At 66.9% G+C, this 17108-nt stretch carries 21 protein-coding genes and 1 pseudogene; 6 read left to right on the top strand and 16 right to left on the bottom strand.

Features of this window, described 5'->3' with window-relative positions; genetic code table 11:
• Window positions 1-10: 10 nt before the first annotated feature.
• Window positions 11-880 (bottom strand): MurR/RpiR family transcriptional regulator, encoded by an 870-nt coding sequence (locus tag ABZ464_RS02475; protein WP_359269776.1) that lies wholly within the window; start codon window positions 878-880, stop codon window positions 11-13.
• Window positions 877-2385 (bottom strand): aromatic amino acid ammonia-lyase, encoded by a 1509-nt coding sequence (locus tag ABZ464_RS02480; RefSeq protein ID WP_359269779.1) that lies wholly within the window; start codon window positions 2383-2385, stop codon window positions 877-879. The genes ABZ464_RS02475 and ABZ464_RS02480 overlap by 4 nt, the downstream gene beginning before the upstream one ends.
• A gap of 141 nt (window positions 2386-2526) precedes the next feature.
• Between ABZ464_RS02480 and ABZ464_RS02485 the strand changes: the two genes are divergently transcribed.
• From ABZ464_RS02485 to ABZ464_RS02505, 5 genes are all read left to right on the top strand, one after another.
• Window positions 2527-3561: an ABC transporter ATP-binding protein gene (locus tag ABZ464_RS02485; RefSeq protein WP_359269782.1), complete on the top strand. Its 1035-nt coding sequence runs from the start codon at window positions 2527-2529 to the stop codon at window positions 3559-3561.
• Entirely contained in the window at window positions 3558-4199 is a 642-nt protein-coding gene (locus ABZ464_RS02490) for an ABC transporter permease (protein ID WP_359269784.1), read from the top strand. Before ABZ464_RS02485 ends, ABZ464_RS02490 begins: the two co-directional genes overlap by 4 nt.
• Window position 4200: 1 nt before the next feature.
• Entirely contained in the window at window positions 4201-4863 is a 663-nt protein-coding gene (locus ABZ464_RS02495) for an ABC transporter permease (RefSeq protein ID WP_359269787.1), read from the top strand.
• 9 nt (window positions 4864-4872) lie between these two features.
• Window positions 4873-5805 carry an ABC transporter substrate-binding protein gene (locus ABZ464_RS02500; RefSeq protein WP_359269789.1) on the top strand — a complete coding sequence of 311 codons (933 nt, stop codon included), beginning with the start codon at window positions 4873-4875 and terminating at the stop codon, window positions 5803-5805.
• A gap of 130 nt (window positions 5806-5935) precedes the next feature.
• Window positions 5936-6361: a hypothetical protein gene (locus ABZ464_RS02505; RefSeq protein WP_359270647.1), complete on the top strand. Its 426-nt coding sequence runs from the start codon at window positions 5936-5938 to the stop codon at window positions 6359-6361.
• 16 nt (window positions 6362-6377) lie between these two features.
• Here the strand turns inward: ABZ464_RS02505 and ABZ464_RS02510 are convergent, their stop codons facing one another.
• Together ABZ464_RS02510 and ABZ464_RS02515 are read right to left on the bottom strand one after the other, a co-directional pair.
• Window positions 6378-6713, bottom strand: a complete 336-nt coding sequence (locus ABZ464_RS02510; protein ID WP_359269792.1) for a hypothetical protein — start codon at window positions 6711-6713, stop codon at window positions 6378-6380.
• A gap of 367 nt (window positions 6714-7080) precedes the next feature.
• Window positions 7081-7548: pseudogene (locus ABZ464_RS02515) on the bottom strand (CBS domain-containing protein); the annotation flags it as partial.
• 79 nt (window positions 7549-7627) lie between these two features.
• Here ABZ464_RS02515 and ABZ464_RS02520 point away from each other — a divergent pair.
• Window positions 7628-9298: a recombinase family protein gene (locus ABZ464_RS02520; protein WP_359269795.1), complete on the top strand. Its 1671-nt coding sequence runs from the start codon at window positions 7628-7630 to the stop codon at window positions 9296-9298.
• Between the two features lie 175 nt (window positions 9299-9473).
• On the opposite strand, the gene ABZ464_RS02525 is transcribed toward ABZ464_RS02520, so the two are convergent.
• The 12 genes from ABZ464_RS02525 to nrdJ form a co-directional block, all read right to left on the bottom strand.
• A complete protein-coding gene (locus ABZ464_RS02525; protein WP_359269797.1) occupies window positions 9474-9899 on the bottom strand; it encodes a deaminase in 426 nt (141 codons plus the stop codon).
• The gene (locus ABZ464_RS02530) at window positions 9883-10062 is read right to left on the bottom strand and encodes a hypothetical protein (RefSeq protein WP_359269800.1); all 180 of its coding nucleotides are present in this window, start codon (window positions 10060-10062) and stop codon (window positions 9883-9885) included. The genes ABZ464_RS02525 and ABZ464_RS02530 overlap by 17 nt, the downstream gene beginning before the upstream one ends.
• Complete coding sequence (locus tag ABZ464_RS02535) at window positions 10059-10253, bottom strand: hypothetical protein (RefSeq protein WP_359269803.1); 195 nt, start codon at window positions 10251-10253, stop codon at window positions 10059-10061. Before ABZ464_RS02535 ends, ABZ464_RS02530 begins: the two co-directional genes overlap by 4 nt.
• Window positions 10250-10519, bottom strand: coding sequence for a hypothetical protein (locus ABZ464_RS02540; RefSeq protein WP_359269806.1), 270 nt, complete (start codon window positions 10517-10519; stop codon window positions 10250-10252). The genes ABZ464_RS02535 and ABZ464_RS02540 overlap by 4 nt, the downstream gene beginning before the upstream one ends.
• 141 nt (window positions 10520-10660) lie before the next feature.
• On the bottom strand, window positions 10661-10864 hold the full coding sequence (locus tag ABZ464_RS02545; protein ID WP_359269809.1) for a hypothetical protein: 204 nt from the start codon (window positions 10862-10864) through the stop codon (window positions 10661-10663).
• Between the two features lie 7 nt (window positions 10865-10871).
• Window positions 10872-12695: a DNA polymerase gene (locus ABZ464_RS02550; RefSeq protein ID WP_359269812.1), complete on the bottom strand. Its 1824-nt coding sequence runs from the start codon at window positions 12693-12695 to the stop codon at window positions 10872-10874.
• Between the two features lie 102 nt (window positions 12696-12797).
• Window positions 12798-13007, bottom strand: a complete 210-nt coding sequence (locus tag ABZ464_RS02555; RefSeq protein WP_359269815.1) for a hypothetical protein — start codon at window positions 13005-13007, stop codon at window positions 12798-12800.
• Window positions 12997-13188 (bottom strand): hypothetical protein, encoded by a 192-nt coding sequence (locus tag ABZ464_RS02560; RefSeq protein ID WP_359269818.1) that lies wholly within the window; start codon window positions 13186-13188, stop codon window positions 12997-12999. The genes ABZ464_RS02555 and ABZ464_RS02560 overlap by 11 nt, the downstream gene beginning before the upstream one ends.
• Before the next feature lie 370 nt (window positions 13189-13558).
• On the bottom strand, window positions 13559-13693 hold the full coding sequence (locus ABZ464_RS02565) for a hypothetical protein (RefSeq protein ID WP_359269820.1): 135 nt from the start codon (window positions 13691-13693) through the stop codon (window positions 13559-13561).
• The gene (thyX, locus tag ABZ464_RS02570) at window positions 13690-14397 is read right to left on the bottom strand and encodes an FAD-dependent thymidylate synthase (RefSeq protein WP_359269823.1); all 708 of its coding nucleotides are present in this window, start codon (window positions 14395-14397) and stop codon (window positions 13690-13692) included. Before thyX ends, ABZ464_RS02565 begins: the two co-directional genes overlap by 4 nt.
• A gap of 77 nt (window positions 14398-14474) precedes the next feature.
• A complete protein-coding gene (locus ABZ464_RS02575; protein ID WP_359269826.1) occupies window positions 14475-14918 on the bottom strand; it encodes a hypothetical protein in 444 nt (147 codons plus the stop codon).
• Between the two features lie 177 nt (window positions 14919-15095).
• Window positions 15096-17102 (bottom strand): ribonucleoside-triphosphate reductase, adenosylcobalamin-dependent, encoded by a 2007-nt coding sequence (gene nrdJ, locus ABZ464_RS02580; RefSeq protein ID WP_359269829.1) that lies wholly within the window; start codon window positions 17100-17102, stop codon window positions 15096-15098.
• Between the last annotated feature and the right edge of the window lie 6 nt (window positions 17103-17108).

Consider the following 17108-nt stretch of genomic DNA (forward strand, 5'->3'; position numbering starts at 1 on the left):
ATTCGGGGGTCTACTCGACGAACAGCCCGCGTGCCGCCGCCCGCGCGTCGAACTCCTCCAGGCGGGCCTGCGCTTCGGGCAGGTCGTCGCACATCGCCTCCAGCAGGACCCGGCCCAGCAGCATCGGCGCGCACGCCGTGTCGAAGGCGAGCCCGGTGCCGACGGCGGCGGGCAGCAGCAGGTCGGAGACCTTGGCGACCGGGGCGAACGCGGAGTCGGCGACGGTGACGACGGTCAGCCCGGCCTGCTTCGCGTAGGTCAGCGTGTCCAGGACCTCGCGCGGATGCCGGGGCAGCGCGAAGCAGAGCAGCGCGGTGGCGCCGGCCCGTACGGCGGCGTCGATCCGGTCCTGGATCATCGTGCCGCCCTCGTTGAGCAGCCGTACGTCGGGGTGGACCTTGGCGGCGAAGTACGCGAAGCCGTACGCCTGGGAGGCGGCGGCCCGCAGGCCCAGCACCGGAAGGGGCCGGGAGGCGGCGAGCAGCCGGCCGGCCCGGTGCACCGGGCGCGGGTCGGCGAGGAGTTCGGCGAGGTGCCGCAGGTTCTCGATCTCGGCCTCGACGGCCTGCTGGTACTCGTTGTACGAGGCCGAGCCGGCCGGCTGTTCGGCGGGGGCGACCTCGCGCAGGTGCTTGCGCAGGGCGGGGTAGCCGTCGAAGCCGAGGGCGACGGCGAACCGGGTCACGGAGGGCTGGCTGACCCCGGCCAGCTCGGCCAGTTCGACGCTGGAGAGGAAGGGCACGTCGGCGGCGCGGCGCACCATGCTGTGGGCGATGCGCCGCTGGGTCGGCGTCAGCCGGTGCCCCTCGAAGAGCGCCTGCAGCCGTCCGGCGGGTGTGTCCGCCGCCCCCGTGCCGCCCATGTCGGTCTCCGCGCTCATGCCCCGCTCCCCCTCCAGATCTCCGTGAACCGGTCCAGCAGCCGGGCCGCCGCGCCCACGTCGTCCGTGAGCGGCCGGTCGGCCTGGTCCGCGTCGAGCACCGCCTCGGCGAGCTCCAGCGCCCGCCCGGCCGGAACCCCCGGCTCGGGCCGGAGCTCCCGCTGGCGCAGCGCCCGTACGGCGGCGACGAGTTCGCAGCCGACCACGAGACGGTACGCGCCACAGGCGCGCAGTGTCTGCCGGGCGGCGAGCGAGGCGAAACTGGCCTGTTCCTCGACGCCCCGGGAGAGTACAGCGTGGCCGAGCGACGCGGGGGCGGAGAAGGCCCGCAGGTCACCGAGGGCGGCTCCGGCGGCGTACTCCAGGATCATCACGCCGGAGGAGGCCGGCCGGTCGTCGGCGAGGAAGGGGCGCAGCCGGGTGTAGGCGGGCTCGTTGAGGGTGGAGAGCCGGGAGGTGGACAGCCGGGCGACCTGGGTCAGCGAGAGCCTGAAGTGGTCCAGGGCGAGGGCGAGTTGGGCCTGGTAGAAGCCGCCGTGGTGGTAGGCGGTCAGGTCCTCGGGGGAGATGAGGGGATTCTCGGCGGCGGCGTTGATCTCGATGCCGAGGACCTCCTCCAGGGCGTCGGCGGCGTCGTGCGCGGGGCCGTGGATCTGGGGCAGGCAGCGGAAGCCGTACGGGTCCTGGATCCGGCCGAGCGGAGGGGCGGGCCGGTCCTCGGCGCCGATCAGCTCCCGCATCCGGCGGGCGACCTCGGTGGAGCCGCGGTGCGGGCGGGCGGCGTGCACGGGGGCGGCGTAGGCCTCGTGCGAGCCGTCCACGGCCAGCAGGGAGAGGGCGGCGACCACCTGGGTGGCCTCGATGAGCCCGCGCAGCTCGTGCAGGGCGAGGGCGGACTGGCCGAGGGTGAGGGCGTTGCTGCTGATGAGGGCGAGGGCGTCGTTGTTGTCGAGCGACTGGGGCTCGGGGGCGCCGTCGCCGCGCCAGGGGTGCTCACCGGCCAGCGCCAGGCCCACCTGGGCCAGCGCCGCCAGGTCTCCGGTGCCCACGGATCCGAACTCGTTGACGACGGGGTGTGCGCCGCTCTCCAGGGCCTCGCACAGGGCGGTGACGACGCCGGGGCGCAGTCCGGCGCCGCCGGCGAGGAGCTGGTTGGCGCGGACGGCGAGCAGGGCGCGGACCTGCCGGGCGGGGAGTTCCTCGCCGATGGCGCCGGCATGGCTGCGCAGCAGCCGCAGTCCGTGGCCCGCGGCCTCCTCGGTGGGCACGTCCTCGTTGCGGTTGGCGCCCACGCCGGTGGAGCGGCCGTAGACGCGTCCGGTCGCGGCGATCTGCCGGGCGGCGTCCCAGACCTCCGTCATCCGCCGCATCGCGTCGGTCCCGGGGACCGGCCGCGCGGTGCCGTCGGCGAGGCGGACGACGTCCTGGACGCCGAGGGCGACTCCGTCGAGCACGACGAGGCCGCTGTGCGCGACACCGGAGGTGTCCACGATTCGAGACGACATCACCCTCAAATCCTCCTCAATACGGACACTCGATCTTGCCTTCCGGTCATCCGTTACAGCGGATTAACACCGAACCGTTGACAAGTTATTCAGCTACCAAGAACTCTGCATGACGTTATACAGCCGGGCAAGGGACATCTCATGATCCAGTTCGACGCGGTCCACAAGCGCTTCCCCAACGGCACGACAGCAGTCCACGACCTCACCCTGGAGATGCCGGAGGGCGGCGTGACCGTCCTGGTCGGGTCCTCCGGCTGCGGCAAGACCACCACCCTGCGGATGGTCAACCGCATGGTGGAACCGACCTCCGGCACCATCCGCGTCGGCGGCAGGGACGTCACCCGTCAGGACGCGGCCGAGCTGCGGCGTTCCATCGGGTACGTCATCCAGCAGGCCGGGCTCTTCCCGCACCGCACGGTGCTCGACAACATCGCCACCGTGCCGCTGCTGCTGGGCCACGGCCGCCGCCGGGCCCGCGCCCGCGCCGCCGAACTCCTCGAGACGGTCGGCCTCTCCACCGACGCCGGCCGCCGCTACCCGCACCAGCTCTCCGGCGGCCAGCAGCAGCGGGTCGGCGTGGCCCGCGCGCTCGCCGCCGACCCCCCGGTGCTCCTCATGGACGAGCCGTTCGGCGCGGTCGACCCGGTGGTGCGCACCCAGCTCCAGGACGAACTGCTGCGGCTCCAGAAAGAGCTGAACAAGACGATCGTCTTCGTCACGCACGACATCGACGAGGCCGTACGGCTCGGCGACCGCATCGCCGTCTTCCGCACCGGCGGCCATCTGGTGCAGTGCGCCGAGCCCGCAGAACTGCTCGCCCGCCCGGCCGACGACTTCGTGGCCGACTTCCTCGGCGCCGAGCGCGGTCTGAAGCTGCTCTCGCTGAAGACCCTCGCGGACCTCCCCCAGGGCCCGGCCCCGGAGGGCGGCGCCTGGACCCTCGTCCTCGACGCGGCGCGCAGGCCGCTGCACTGGGCCTCCAAGGACGCCGAGGTCCCCGTACGGCCGCTGAAGGACACCGACTCGCTGCTGTCGGCGCTCAACGAGTCCGTCGCCTCCCCCACCGGCCTGGTCGCCCGCGTCGACACGGACGGCGCCCTCACCGGCGTCACCTCCCGCGACGACATCCACGAGCGGGCCGGCCGGGCGCACGCGGAAGCCCGGGTGGCCGCATGACCATCGACTGGTCCTGGATCTCCGGACACACCGACGACCTGACCGCCCTCACGATCTCCCACCTCCAGGCCGCCCTCACGGCCGTCCTCCTCGGCCTGCTGATCTCGCTGCCGCTCGCCGTGGTCGCCCACCGGATCCGCCCACTGCGCGGGTTCCTCCTCGGGCTCTCGAACGTCCTGTTCACCATCCCGTCCATCGCGATCTTCGTGCTGCTGCTGCCGGTCAGCGGGCTGACCCGCACCACCACCGTCATCGGCCTGACCGTCTACACCCTGGTCGTCCTGCTGCGGAACACCGTCGAGGGCCTCGACTCGGTGCCCGCGAAGACCAAGGAGGCGGCCAAGGCGATGGGCACGCGCCCCCTGCGCACGCTCCTCACCGTGGAGTTCCCGCTCGCGCTCCCCGTGATCATGGCGGGGGTCAGGATCGCGACCGTCATGTCGATCTCGCTGGTCTCGGTCGCCACCTACATCGGCGACGGCGGCCTCGGCCAGCTCTTCACCGACGGCTTCCAGCGCGACTTCCCGACCCCGGTGATCGCGGGCGTGGTCCTCACGATCCTCCTCGCGGTCGTCGCGGACGCGCTGCTGGTCGCCCTCCAGTACGTCCTCACTCCCTGGCAGAGGCGGCGAGCCTGACATGTACGAACTCTTCGAGAACCTGGGCGCGTGGCTGACCGGCGGCGACCAGTGGACCGGCCCGGACGGGATCGCCCACCGCCTCGCCGAGCACCTCCAGTACTCCCTGCTCGCCACCCTCGTCGCCGCCGCGATCGGCCTCCCGATCGGTCTGCTGATCGGCCACACGGGCCGGGGCGCCTTCGTCGCGATCAACCTGGCCTCCTTCGGGCGGGCCCTGCCGACCGTCGGCCTCGTCGTGCTGGTCTTCCTGGTCAGCGGACTGTCCATGTGGCCGGTGTACGTCGCGCTCGTCGCCCTCGCCGTCCCCGCGATCGTCACCAACACCTACGCGGGCATGAAGGCCGTCGACCCGGACGTGAAGGACGCGGCGCGCGGCCAGGGCATGCGCGGCCACCAGGTCCTGCTCCAGGTGGAGCTGCCCCTCGCGCTCCCGCTGATCATGACGGGCCTGCGGCTCGCCCTCATCCAGGTCGTCGCCACGGCGACCATCGCCGCGTACGTCTCCTTCGGCGGCCTCGGCCGCTACGTCTTCGACGGCCTCGCCCAGCGCGACCTCGTGCAGGTGCTGGGCGGCGCGGTCCTCGTCGCCGCCGTCGCCGTCGTCCTCGACCTGCTGCTGAGCGGCCTCCAGCGCCTCCTCTTCCGACACCGCACCGCCTAGGGGCACTCCATGAACCGACGTACTCTCCTCGGCGGCCTGTTCGCCGCGGCCTCCGTCCCCGCGCTCTCCGCCTGCGCGGGCGGCATCACCTCGCTGGACGGCCAGGGCTCGGACACCTCCGGCGGCGGCTCCAGCAAGGGCGGGGTCACCATCGGCACCGCCAACTTCACCGAGAACCAGGTCCTGGGCTATCTGTACGCGGCCGTCCTCACCCAGGCCGGCGTGAAGGTGAAGGTCCGCCCCAACCTCGGCACCCGCGAGATCGTGATCCCGGCGCTGAAGGGCGGCGACGTCGACCTGCTGCCGGAGTACCAGGGCGCCCTGCTCGACTACCTCGACCCGAAGGCGACGGCGACGGAGGAGGGCGAGATGCAGAACGCCCTCACCATCGCGCTCCCGGCCGGCCTCCAGGTCCTGCCGTACGGACTGGCCGAGGACGCCGACGCGTTCGCCGTCACCCGCGCGACCGCCGAGAAGTACGGGCTGACCTCGCTGGCCGACCTCAGCAAGCAGAACGGCAAGCTGATCCTCGGCGCGGCGCCCGAGGTGAAGAAGCGTCAGGTGGGCGTGGTCGGGCTGAAGGAGGTGTACGGCGTCGAGTTCAAGGAGTTCAAGTCGCTCGACTCCTCCGGTCCGCTGGTCAAGGGGGCCCTGAAGAAGGGGGACGTGGACGTGGCGAACCTCTTCACCACCGACACGGACATCGAGGACAACGACTGGGTGGTGCTGAGCGACCCGAAGAACCTCATCCCCGGCCAGCACATCGTCCCCCTGATCGCCGACCGCAAGGCCGACTCCACCGTCCGCAAGGCCCTCGCCCGGCTCGGCAACGTCCTCACCACCGCCCATCTCACCGAGCTCAACCGCCAGGTGGACACGGACAAGAAGGACCCGGAGGACGTGGCGAACGCGTACGCGAAGCAGCACGGCCTGGCGGCCTAGGTCTAAAACTGACGGACCCGCACTCGGCCCCCTCCCCGGCGGACCCGACCCCGAAGAGGGGGGCTATCCCCCGTGCGGGGGCCGCTTCCGCTGCCTACCGTGGATGTCCATGACGGGATGGGAGACCACCATGGACGCGCGCGACAGCGACCTGAAGAAGGAACTCGACGCCACTCTGCAGACCCGCAGGGAGCTGGGCGAGGAGTACGAGTCCGCGCTGGTGGAGTCGTTCCTGGAGAAGGTCGACCAGCGCATCGACGCTGCGGTGGAGCGCCGGGTGCGCCGGGGGTTCGCGGAGGCGCAGACGGCGACGGCCCGTGACTCCCGCTCCCCGAGGGCCACGGACTCCTGGGGCGAGCGCTTCGGCTTCGGCATCGTCTCGCTGGTGCTGGCGGTCCCGCTGTCCGCGATCGGCGCGGGCACCGCGCATCTGCCCGGCCTGATCGTCACCTGGGCGGGCATCGTCGGCGTCAACGCCGTCCAGGCCGCCCGCAGCAACCCGGGCCTCTTCGGCTCACGCCGACGCTCCTCGAAGGACAGCGACTGGGAGGGCTGACGGACCCGGTCGGACCTCAGCCGTCCCAGCCGCGGAACGTGCCCGTGGCGTCGGCGCAGTCCGCGAAGTCCGCGAAGTCAAGGTCGGCGATCGAGAGGTTCGCGGACATGTCGGGGAACCACACCGGCGGCACCCGGACCGTCCGCCCCGGCTCGTCGTAGAGGTCGACGGCGAGCAGAAAGCGCTCCGGGCCGTCGGCCGGCGCCTTGGCGTCGGCGAGGAACACATAGGTGAGCTGCTCCTCCTCGTCCGCGGCGTCGAACGCGGCGCGCAGCGCGTCCCAGGCCGTGTCGTCGGAGAGGTCGGTGCGCAGGACGAGCGAGGTCAGGTCGTCGGGCCGGGGCAGGGCCATACGGCGATGATCCCACCCAGTGCCGGGCCGCCGGGAAAAGCTGTGCGCGGGGACCGCCGCACCCCCGTTACCGGGGGGCGGGACGACGGCGGTCCCCGCGAGGGACGCGGGCCGGGTCAGGCCGGGCTGGCGCGTCCGTGGCGCCGGTGGAGGTCCGGGAGCCGCTCCGGAGGTCCGTGACGCCGTTCGGTTGCCGGCCGGGGCGGGGAGCCGCTCCCGCCCTGCCGACACCCACTAATCTGCCGGACCCGTGTTAAGCGTGTGCTGCGCGGACGTGACGCGCTCGTACCACTTCCGCGAAGTCCACCACTTCGGTAGGTAAACGGAACTTCCGCTCCGGCACCGGCGGTTCACCGGACGTTCGCCGTCACTTACCGCCCTTGGCCAGGAAGGCCAGCAGGTCCTGACGGCTCACCACGCCGGTGGGCTTGCCCTCGACGAGGACGATCGCGGCGTCCGCCGTGCCGAGCACGGACATCAGGTCGCCGACCGGTTCACCGGAGCCGACCTGCGGCAGCGGGGCCGACATGTGCTTCTCCAGCGGGTCGGTGAGCGAGGCCCGCTGGGTGAACAGCGCGTCGAGCAGCTCGCGTTCGACGACCGAGCCGACGACCTCCGCCGCCATGACGTCCGGGTGACCGGCGCCCGGCTTCACGATCGGCATCTGCGAGACGCCGTACTCGCGCAGCACCTCGATGGCCTGACCGACCGTCTCGTCCGGGTGCATGTGGACGAGGGACGGCATGGCGCCGTGCTCCTTGTCGCTCAGCACGTCACCGACGCGCGCGGACGGGCCCTCGTCCTCCAGGAAGCCGTAGTCGGCCATCCACTCGTCTAAGTCAATCGGCAAACATGTATGTTGCTGCTAGAGTCCCCCGAAGCAACTCTCGAAGCAACTACCTGGAGGCTACTTCATGGCTGGCACCTCGCGCAGCTACCTGAACCCTGACCTGGTCAGAGCCCTGTCGGAGGGCGAGACCTTCGAGCAGTGGCTAGGGGACCGGATACCCGGCATCGACTACGCGCGCATCAGCGGCGACCAGGCCGTAAGGTCCAGCACGAAGGCCAAGTCCCGCGAGAAGGGTGTCGGTGTCCGGCACCAGCACGAGGGCAACGAAGAGGCGGCGGCAGAGCACGGCATCGCCATCGTCCGGTACTACGAGGACAACAACATCACCGCGGCTGACCCGGACATCGTCCGCCCCAGCTTCCGTGAGATGACCCGAGCCATGCTCCACCGGAAGGTCCCCGAGGGCTTCCCGATCCGAGCCGTGGTCGCCACCGAGTACGAGCGTGTCTGGCGACTGCCCGAGGACTACATCCGCTTCCGCCGTGCCGTGATCTCCGAGCCTGACGGCGTCTTCGTGGAGCGGGGCAAGCCCTACGACATTCACAGCGTCGGAGGCAACATCGTCGGACTCGTCAACTCGGGTGTCTCCGAGGGCGAGGTCTCCAAGACGAAGGAACGTATCCTGCGCAACATGCGCAGGCGTGCCCAGGACGGCACCACTCCCGGAGGGCGACGCCGCTTCGGCTGGCTCGCCCAGGACCCCAGGGAGGGCCGGGCGGTGAACATGGAGCTGGACCCGAAGGAAGCCCCCTACGTTCGCAAGATGATCGACTGGGCTCTCGAAGGCCGGGCCTGGAAGACGATCGCCCGCGACCTGAACGAGCTGGGCTCGGTCGGAGCCTCCGGGAAGCCTTGGTCCGGGGAAACCGTCCGCCAGCTCCTCGTGAACCCCGTCATCTGCGGCATGCGCCAGGTGAAGGGAGAGATCGTCAAGGACGCCAAAACGGGCAAGCCCGTCATGGGCAAGTGGGAAACGCTCGCCACGGTTGAAGAGTGGGAAGCGATCCGCGACCTGTCCAAGCGGCGTGGAGCACAGCGAGGCATGCGCCTGACCAACGGTGGAGGCAAGGTTCCCGGTGCCCCCGAGTCCCGTGCACGCAAGTACCTCTTCAGCGGCTTCCTGCGGTGCGGTGCCCCTCGAAAAGACGGCAAGGGAATCTGCAACGCCAAGATGGGAGGGGTGCGCCGGCCGACGCAGAGCAACCCGAACAACGCCCTCTATTGCTGCGTTGCCCTCGACTGCGGGAAGACGGCACGCAACCTGGTCAAGGTCGACCAGTTCCTTGAAGAGCTGGTGATCCGAGCCCTGGAAGCGGAGTTCAAGCATGCGGAGACGAAGTCGACTCCGTGGGAGGGCGAAGAGAAGCTGACGGCCCTGAGAACGCGGAAAGACTCCCTCGAATCCAAGTGGATGGAGGGAGTCGTGTCGGACGACCAGTTCTACCGGCTGTCGCCGCAGCTTGAAGAGCAGATTGAGGCCCTGGAAGAGGACCGCAGGGAACACGCGGCGATCGAGGCCGCGAACAACACCTTCTCCGGTTGGGACCGGTCGAAGTGGGCGGGGATGGACCTGACTCAGAAGCGCATGGCCATCGGCCGCATCATGCACGCGGCGATCATCCTGCCCATCCCCCAGGGACGCTCCAGGAAGGCCCCGTTCGATGCCAACCTGATCAAGGTCATCCCTCGTAAGTCGAGTGCTCAAGGCCGAGGATCGCTCGCAGCTCTCGGTTAGCGTCCTCGGGCAGAGGCAGGATGTTCCCCAGCTCCCGAGACACCCACTCGTCAACGCTGATCGGCTCGAAGGTGCTCAACTCGTAGTCCTCTCACGACAGGACCCCCCGCCATTGACGCTGCCGGGGGGTCCTTGCATGTCCGGGGCCAGATAGCCCCTCGAAACAACTTTTTGGTCAGGAATGAATGAATTGAGGCGGCGTCCCGTACCAGCCCGCCGAGTCGCCCGAGTCCCACACCACTCGCGTGATGCCCACACCAGTGATCAGCTTCGAGCAGTCACCGCAGGGCTTGAACGTGACATACAGCGTGGCTCCGGGCCTGTCCTCCGGACGGCTCCAGAGGATCGCGTTCCATTCGGCGTGGTACTCGATGCAGCCTTCGTACGAGGACCCCGAAGGGGCGTCTCCAGCGCACCGTTCACACTCCCCCGCCAGACAGCTCTTACCGCCTGGTGCTGAGCCGTTGTAGCCCGTGCTGACGATCCGGTGGTCACGGGAGACCAGGACGGCCCCGACCTGCTTTCGCAGGCAGTCACCGCGGGCTGCCACAGCCTTCGCGATACCTAGGAAGTACGAGTCCCAGTCAGGCCGCTTTATCAAGAGGCACCCCCGTCATCGGATGCACCTCGAAGGTCTCGATGTCCGAAGCCCTTGCCTCTTCCAGCAGCCGCACGCGGGTCTGTGCGGCCCGCTCGCTGTAGCTGCACACCGATGTGATGCGGCGGCCCTCGTTGTCGGTCCAGCGGACCTTGTACGACTTCACTGCTTGGGCTCCTCGTACCTGTCGCACGTGTCCACGGGCATCCACGTGATGTAGGGCTGTCCCTGGGCGTTGACCATGGTTATGGGCATGAGGTCGGTGTGGGACTGGAGACACTTCCGGTCGTCCGTCTCGCACCCCGTGAGAGCCACCAGCAGAAGAGCGGTGACCCCCACGAACGCGACTCGTCTCACTCGTCGTCCTCGTCCAGGTCGAAGAGCGGACCGCCCTCAACTACGACCGGAGGGTTCATCTCGCGGTCCCAGTACTCGGCGGCGAAAGCCTTGGCCAGATCAGCAGGGACGCCTTCGGCGACAGCAGAGCGGTAGACCAGGCCGGCGACCCCTGCGACGGAGACAGCCACGGAGGCCCGCTTCTCCATCAGGGCCTCATTGAACTGGTCCTCCAGCTCGTTGAAGAACGACTGGAAAGGGTTGGGGTTGGGCTCGTTCTCGTTCATTCGCATCGCTCCGCTTCGTTGTTCATTGCACATTCGGCACACAGGCCGGTTTCTACGTCGTCCAGGTCGAAAAGCCCTACGGCCTCATAGTTCTGGCAGTACTCGCAGTCCTCGATTACCTCGCTGTCGTCGTACAAGGGCTCAGGTCACGACGTAGGCGGTAGCAACCTTGATGGTCTTGCTGTTCTCCCAGACCGTGATCTCAGCCGTCTCGACCTCGGGAACGGCTTCCTCGTACTCGTAGCCCTTACAGCAGCCGCAACCCGAGTCCGGTACGACAACTCGAATGTCCCCGTACTCCTTCAGGGCCTTCTCCGCATGGGCAATCAGCTCGGTCAGCTTCATTCGTCTCCTAGTGCTTGCTGTCTTCCAGTTCCAAGACGGAACCCCATGAGCGTTCGCCGATCTCACCATCCGCAGGGACCATGAGGCCCTTGAAGACGAACTCCATGATTCGGGCCGCCTTCTCGGTCAGCTCTGCTGCCCGCTCCCTCGGGAAGGAGAAGACAATCTCGTCATGGATCGGCAGTCGCATGTACGGCGTGAATCCCGCTCGGTCCAGCTCGATAAGGGCTCGGGCAGTGATGTCCCGAGCCGAGGACTGGATGTAGTAGTTGAGAGCCGCATAGGCGCGGTCTCGGTCGACTGGCAGACGCCGGCCGGTCGCCGTGTAGACGTAACCGGTGCGTCGGGCTTCCTTCTGTAGCTTCTCGGAGAAAGCCTTTACGCCGACGTACGTGTCCCAGAACGCCTTGACTGCTCGCTTCGCGTCGGACTCCTCAATGCCCCACTGAGAGGAGACAGCACCCCAGCCACCACCGAAACAAACGGTGAAGTTGGTGCCCTTACCCGCCTTGCGCTTGGGGTGCTTGTCAGCCCCCTCGGGCATCGGCCCGAATGCCGCGATAGCGGTCAGGTTGTGCAAGTCTTCATCTCGCTGGAATGCATCGAGCATGACTGGATCGCCAGAAGCGGCAGCCATGACGCGCAGCTCCATGTTTCCGAAGTCGATCGAGACGGAAACCTCGCCCTCTTCCGCGAGGAAGGAGTGCCGTACGTAGCCGTCCCCTGCGGGGAATGTCTGGGCCGGGATCGAGCCGGTAATACTCATCCTCGCCGTACGTGCCTGGAGAGAATTGATTCCCGCATGCACCCGCCCCTGACTGTCTCGGCCGTTAAGCGCGTTTTCGAACCACGTCTTTCTCCACTTCTGCGCCTTGGTGGCTTTCTTGACTGCTTGGGCAAGCGGATGGTCGATGGAGTCGAGCACTTCGGCGTCCATTGCAAGGTTGCCCTTGGCAGTCCGCTTCGTCAGCTTGAAACCGAGCTTCTGGAACGCGGCTACGAGTTGCTGATTGGAGTTGACGTTCTCAACCCACTGCTTAGCGAATTCGACCCACTTGACTTCCTCCGCCTTCAACTCGGCGACTCGCCTCATGGCGTACGCCTCGTCCACCAGATAGCCAGTGCGCTCCAGCTTGGCCGTAATATGCGCCAGGCGGTGTTCCCAGCCGATCAGGCCCTTCTTTTTCGAGCGGGCCGGCACCATCGGGTACAGGATGTGGAAGAGGCGGAAGGCGATGATCGGGTCCATGCCCGAGTACAAGAGGAATTCGCGGTCGAACGTCTTGACGATCGGCCAGATGTCTTCCTTCTTGACCTTGTATCGCTTGGCTATCTCCCGCATCGAGCCCTTGACCTCTTCGGCCAACTTGAGATCGATGTAGTGCTTCGTCAGCTCTTCGAGTTTGAGGCCGGGACCGCCTTCCTTTACGGCCCGAGGGTCGACCAGGTGGGCGATGATCTTGGTGTCCAGCAGTTTGAACGCGATCTCTTCCAGCGGGATGCCGAGGCAGGCTTCGAACACGTGCTGATCGAAGGTGCCGTTGTGGGCTATGAGCACCTTCGCCCTGCGTACGGCCCAGATGGCAGCGGCTACGAACTCAGGGTTGTACTCGACGGGGAGGACCCAGGATTCGTGCGCATTGCCGAACTGAACGTGTCGCACTCGGAAGCCGCGGTCGGCATCCCACCAGTTGAGGCCCGTGGTTTCGGTGTCCCAGCCAAGTGCCGGGTTGGCTTCCACGAAGTCGATGAAGCGGTCAAGGTCCCAAGGCGTCTCGCAGACATTGATCTGTACTGCCTGACGCTTGATCGTGTAGGAGAGTTTGAGCATTGGGACCTTTCCGCAGTTACAGGCGCAGCGTCATGAAGAGGTAGGTGAGGACCGCACCGGCAGAGATGCCGAGAATGAATGAGATGAATGCGACGGTGACCATCAGTCCCCCGTGTGGAATTCGAGGGCTTCGGAGATGTCGAAGTAGAGCGTCGCGGCGGCTGAGAGGCTGATGTGAACTTGCTCGGTGGACGAGTAGCCGTCAGCTCGAAATGTGGCCCAGAGGGTGACGGTTTCCTCGCCCTTGCTGTTCACGGTTGGGCGTGCGCCGGCCTCCGCGAAGAGGACTGCTCGGTTGCGCTCAGGCTGCACGCGAAACCGCCTCGTAGGTGACCGAAACGAGGTCGTCTTCGTAGGCGTCGGGGTAGTCGGCCCAGTTGTTCACGTCCTCGTCCAGCTTGGCCATGGCTTCGATGGAATGGGCGTGGTCGCCGTAGTTTTCGGCGTCGGGCTCGTACTCGAAGACGACGGTCACGCGGATGATGTCAGCCATTACTTGATTCCTCCGAAGGCGCGGATGATGAGACGGGCGAGCAGGTAGCCGAGAACGAATCCGGCGACGTGCTGTAGGAAATCGATCACTCCTGCATGGCCTTTCGAGCTGCCCGGACGAGGATGCTCAGCAGCAGGCCGGCCCCTACGACCAGGCCGACGAGAAAGACGGAGAGAAGGTCCGCGGAGTCATACATTCGAGGGCTCCTTGCACACGTGGTCACGGGCTGCCTGCACGAGGTCAGCCAGGGAGACTTGGTTTTCTTCGCAGCAGGCACAGCCGCCAGCGGCGATGTCTTCGCCGCAGAGAAGGCAGGAGATTTCGACTCCGCCGTTATCCCAGCCGTAGACGAGAACGTTGCTGAGGTTGGTCAACGGTGCATCAGACACCGGGCGGGCGTCTCGGCTGCCTTGGCGTACTTCCAGAGGCCACAGGGAGCCTGGAACCAGGCGTACTGACCGAGGCCGAGGGCGAGGACCAGGACCATCGCGGCGAGAATCTTCACGGGGCGACCCTTCCGTGCTTGTCGAATGCGGCAGCGGTGTACGGCATGAGGTCTCGCAGGTGCTTTTCCATCTGATCGGCAACCATCTGGATTTCGAGCTGGGGACCGGAGGGGAAGCGGGCGTTCTCTCGCTTCGTGCGCAGGCTCAGGAAGTGCATGAGGCTGCGGGCATTGCAGGTGGCGTAGAACGACGTGTAGATGTTCACCGGAAGGACCATGCGCGCGACTTCGCGGGCAACTTCGAGATCCAGCAGCCGCTTGTAGGTGGTGTACGCCTCGGTACTGATCCGCTTCAGGTCGCCGCTCACGGCCATGAATTGCTTGTAGGTGCCCAGGGAGAATTCATAAGCACCAGGCTTACCGGTCTGCCGCAGGGGCCGGCCGTCCGCAGGAACGTAGAAGGTGGGGGCCAGTTCCTTGTAGCGTCCCGATTCCTCGTTGTACGAAAAGCCAACCCTGTGACGGAAAAATTCACGAGCTACGAAGATCGGCGCTTCGATGTAGAACGTGAACGAGTTGTGCTCGAAAGGGCTGCCGTGCCGGTCGCGCATCAGGTAGTTGATGAGCGGTTCGACGGGCTTGTTCAGGTCGAGTCCGTCAGCACCCATGGTGGAAACGCGGGCTGCATAGGCAACGTCGAAGTCCTTGGCGTCGGCCTTCATCAGGTCGACGTACATGTCACTGCGGAAGGTGACCTCAGTCATGACTCTCCGGGGAAGAGAGGGGGCCAGGCCGGTCACCCGGCCCCCTCGAAACAACTTTTAGGGGAAGAGAAAAGGGCCTACTTGGCCTTGAAGCTGCCGTCCTTCTGACGCCACAGCGGCTCGCACTGGTCGCTCTTCTCGCGCGCCTGGCAGAAGAGGGCCGCCCACGTGCCCTTCTCGACCAGCTTCCGGCCGTGCTGGCAGTCGTCGTCGGCCGGACCGGCAGGGGCGGAGCCCTTGTTCACGACTCGGCCGTTCTCGAACTTCTTCGGGGCGGAGCCTCCGCCACCCGCACCGCCCTTGAACTGCTCACGGGTGTACTGGGCCGCCTTGCTGGTCAGCTCGATGACGCCGTGATCCTTGAGGGCCTGCACCAGTTCGACCGTGCGGGAGGCCACCTCGTCGGCGGTCGCACCGTAGATGGTGGGAGTGATCCACTCGGCGTCGTAGCCGCTCGAAGCCTTGAACGTCAGGCCGATCTTGAAGGGGTTGGGTCCGTACGTGGCGGCGGGAGTGGTCATAGGCGTCTCCGGTGCAGTGGTGGCGTTATCGGTGGGGGTCGGCGACTCGTCCCACGGGGATCGATCGTCGAAAGGATCGGGATAGCTCAAGTCGTTTCCTCTCTTCCCTCTGTTCTCATTTTCCCTCGAAACAACCCCTCTAAGCAACTTTCGGGGCAGTGAAAGGGGTCACATCAGCTAGATGGGGCACGCGCCAGAGGCGCAGATTTCGTCGTACGAGGTGTCAGAAGTCGCTATCCCGAGGGCAGTTGCCACCTTCAGGTATTCCTCTTCCGTGATCCGCTCGTACGGTGCCTGTGCACGACTCAGCTCGGGGAAGATCGTGCTTCCCTTCAGCACGGGCATGTAGTCCAGCAGGACGGCCATGACGTCCTCCTGGTCGTACTTGTTGGGGTCGACGGAGGCTGTATAGGACACCGCCTGGTCGGCCCAGGCTCGCTGGTAGAGAGCCTGTACCGAGAGCATCTGCTCAAGGGTGAGCTGTCCGGCATGCTCAACGTAAGACGGGTCCAGGACCTGATCCACAAGCCGGTCCTTGGTCGGGATCGTGACGACCATCGTGTTCGCGGCGTAGATGCACGGCTCGACCTGGTAGCCCAGCACTCGGTACTCCTCGACCTTTCGGGCCTCCTCGGGTTCGAGCATGGAGAAGCGGATACGGCGGTTGAAGAACGTCGCGAAGGGCGCATGGATGCCCTCGCCGCTCGCGCCGGCCACCTTCGAAGTGGTGCCGGTAGGGGCCACCACACGAGACTTGATCGGGACCGGAATTCGCATGACGTTGGCGTACTCAATGGCCGCCCTGTCCACGACACTGGCGAACCTGCGGAGGTCGTCTTCCACCGCCCACTCGTTGGCAACCTCCGAGTATCTGATCCCCTGCTTGGCCAGGTAATCGGCGAAGCCGAGGTGCCCCACACCGATCCGCCTGTACTTGGCGATGGCTGCCGCGGATTTCTCGTCCGCCACCGGTGCGCAGGTGGCTCGGACCAGGTACCTCGTGATGAGCCGGTGCGCCTGGTCCAGGCCCTCGAAGTCGACCACGCCGGAACGGTCCACGAACGCGCCCAGGTTGACACTGCCGAGGTTGCACGGCTCCCACGGAGTGAGGGTTGCTTCGCCACAGGGGTTGGTCGTGAAGGTGCCGTCGACCTCCCCTTCTGCGGTCAGGGTGCTGTTCCAGAAGCCGGGCTCCCCGTTCTGGAGCGCGCCTTGGGCCAGGTGCGCGAGTACCTGTGTGGCCCGGTAGTCGCCAGCCTTCGCCTTCTCGATGAAGTCGGCGTCCACCTCGACACTGATGTTGGTGGTCCAGTGCTGGGACATGTCCGCCTTGGCGGCCAGGAACAGTTCGATCTGTCCGTCAGCCCAATGCATGATCGACATGCGAGCCGATCGCCTTACGCCGCCGCTCACGATGCAGCGGGCGATCTCATGGTCAATGGACATCGCATCCATGCCCGAGAGGGGCCAGCCCGCAGCGTCGTTGAGGATCTTGCCGACGTTCGCCAGCAGCTCGGCGAACGGGGCCGGACCGGAAGCCGTGCCGCCGAAGGACTTCAGCGGCGCACCCTTCTGCCTGACTCGGGACACGTCGTAGACGCGGTTCACGTGCTGCACGTCGGTGCGGTGTGCGGTCCGGATCAGGTCCGAGAGCGCATCCGCCCATCCCTGCCGGGAGTCCTCGACTGCGTAGGCACCAGCCCACGTGTAGGCGTACTCGGTGGAGATCAGACCGGCTTCCACCATGTCGAGGTAATCGGGGTGCGAGGGGTCGCACACGACGTGAACGCGCAGGGCGTTTTCGACAGTCGGGAAGTTGTGCAGGTAGCGGTTCGAGTAGTTCGAGCCGACTCCGCCTCCCTCAGCGAGGCGGAGGAGAGTGAATGAAAAGTGCTCCTCCGGAGCGCTGGCATCCCAGCCAGCGGCCCAACAGTTGTTCAGCGCGAAGTTATTCACGCCGCTCGACTTCAGGTGCCGGCCTGCGGGCAGCAGCTTGAAGTTCTCGATCAGGTCGACCAGGGCGTCACGCTCGCCCGGCTCGATGTAGCGGGGCTCGACTAGGGCCAGGTTGCCGTCTACGACGCGACGAACGGTCTCGGGCCAGGTCTCCAGCGATCCGTCCGGCTTCTCGCGCCGGTAGGTGCGCTCGTAGACGGTCTGGGCGGTCTCGGTAGGGAAGGTCATGCAGTG

This window comes from Streptomyces sp. NPDC005820, assembly GCF_040630255.1.
Classification (GTDB): Bacteria; Actinomycetota; Actinomycetes; order Streptomycetales; family Streptomycetaceae; genus Streptomyces.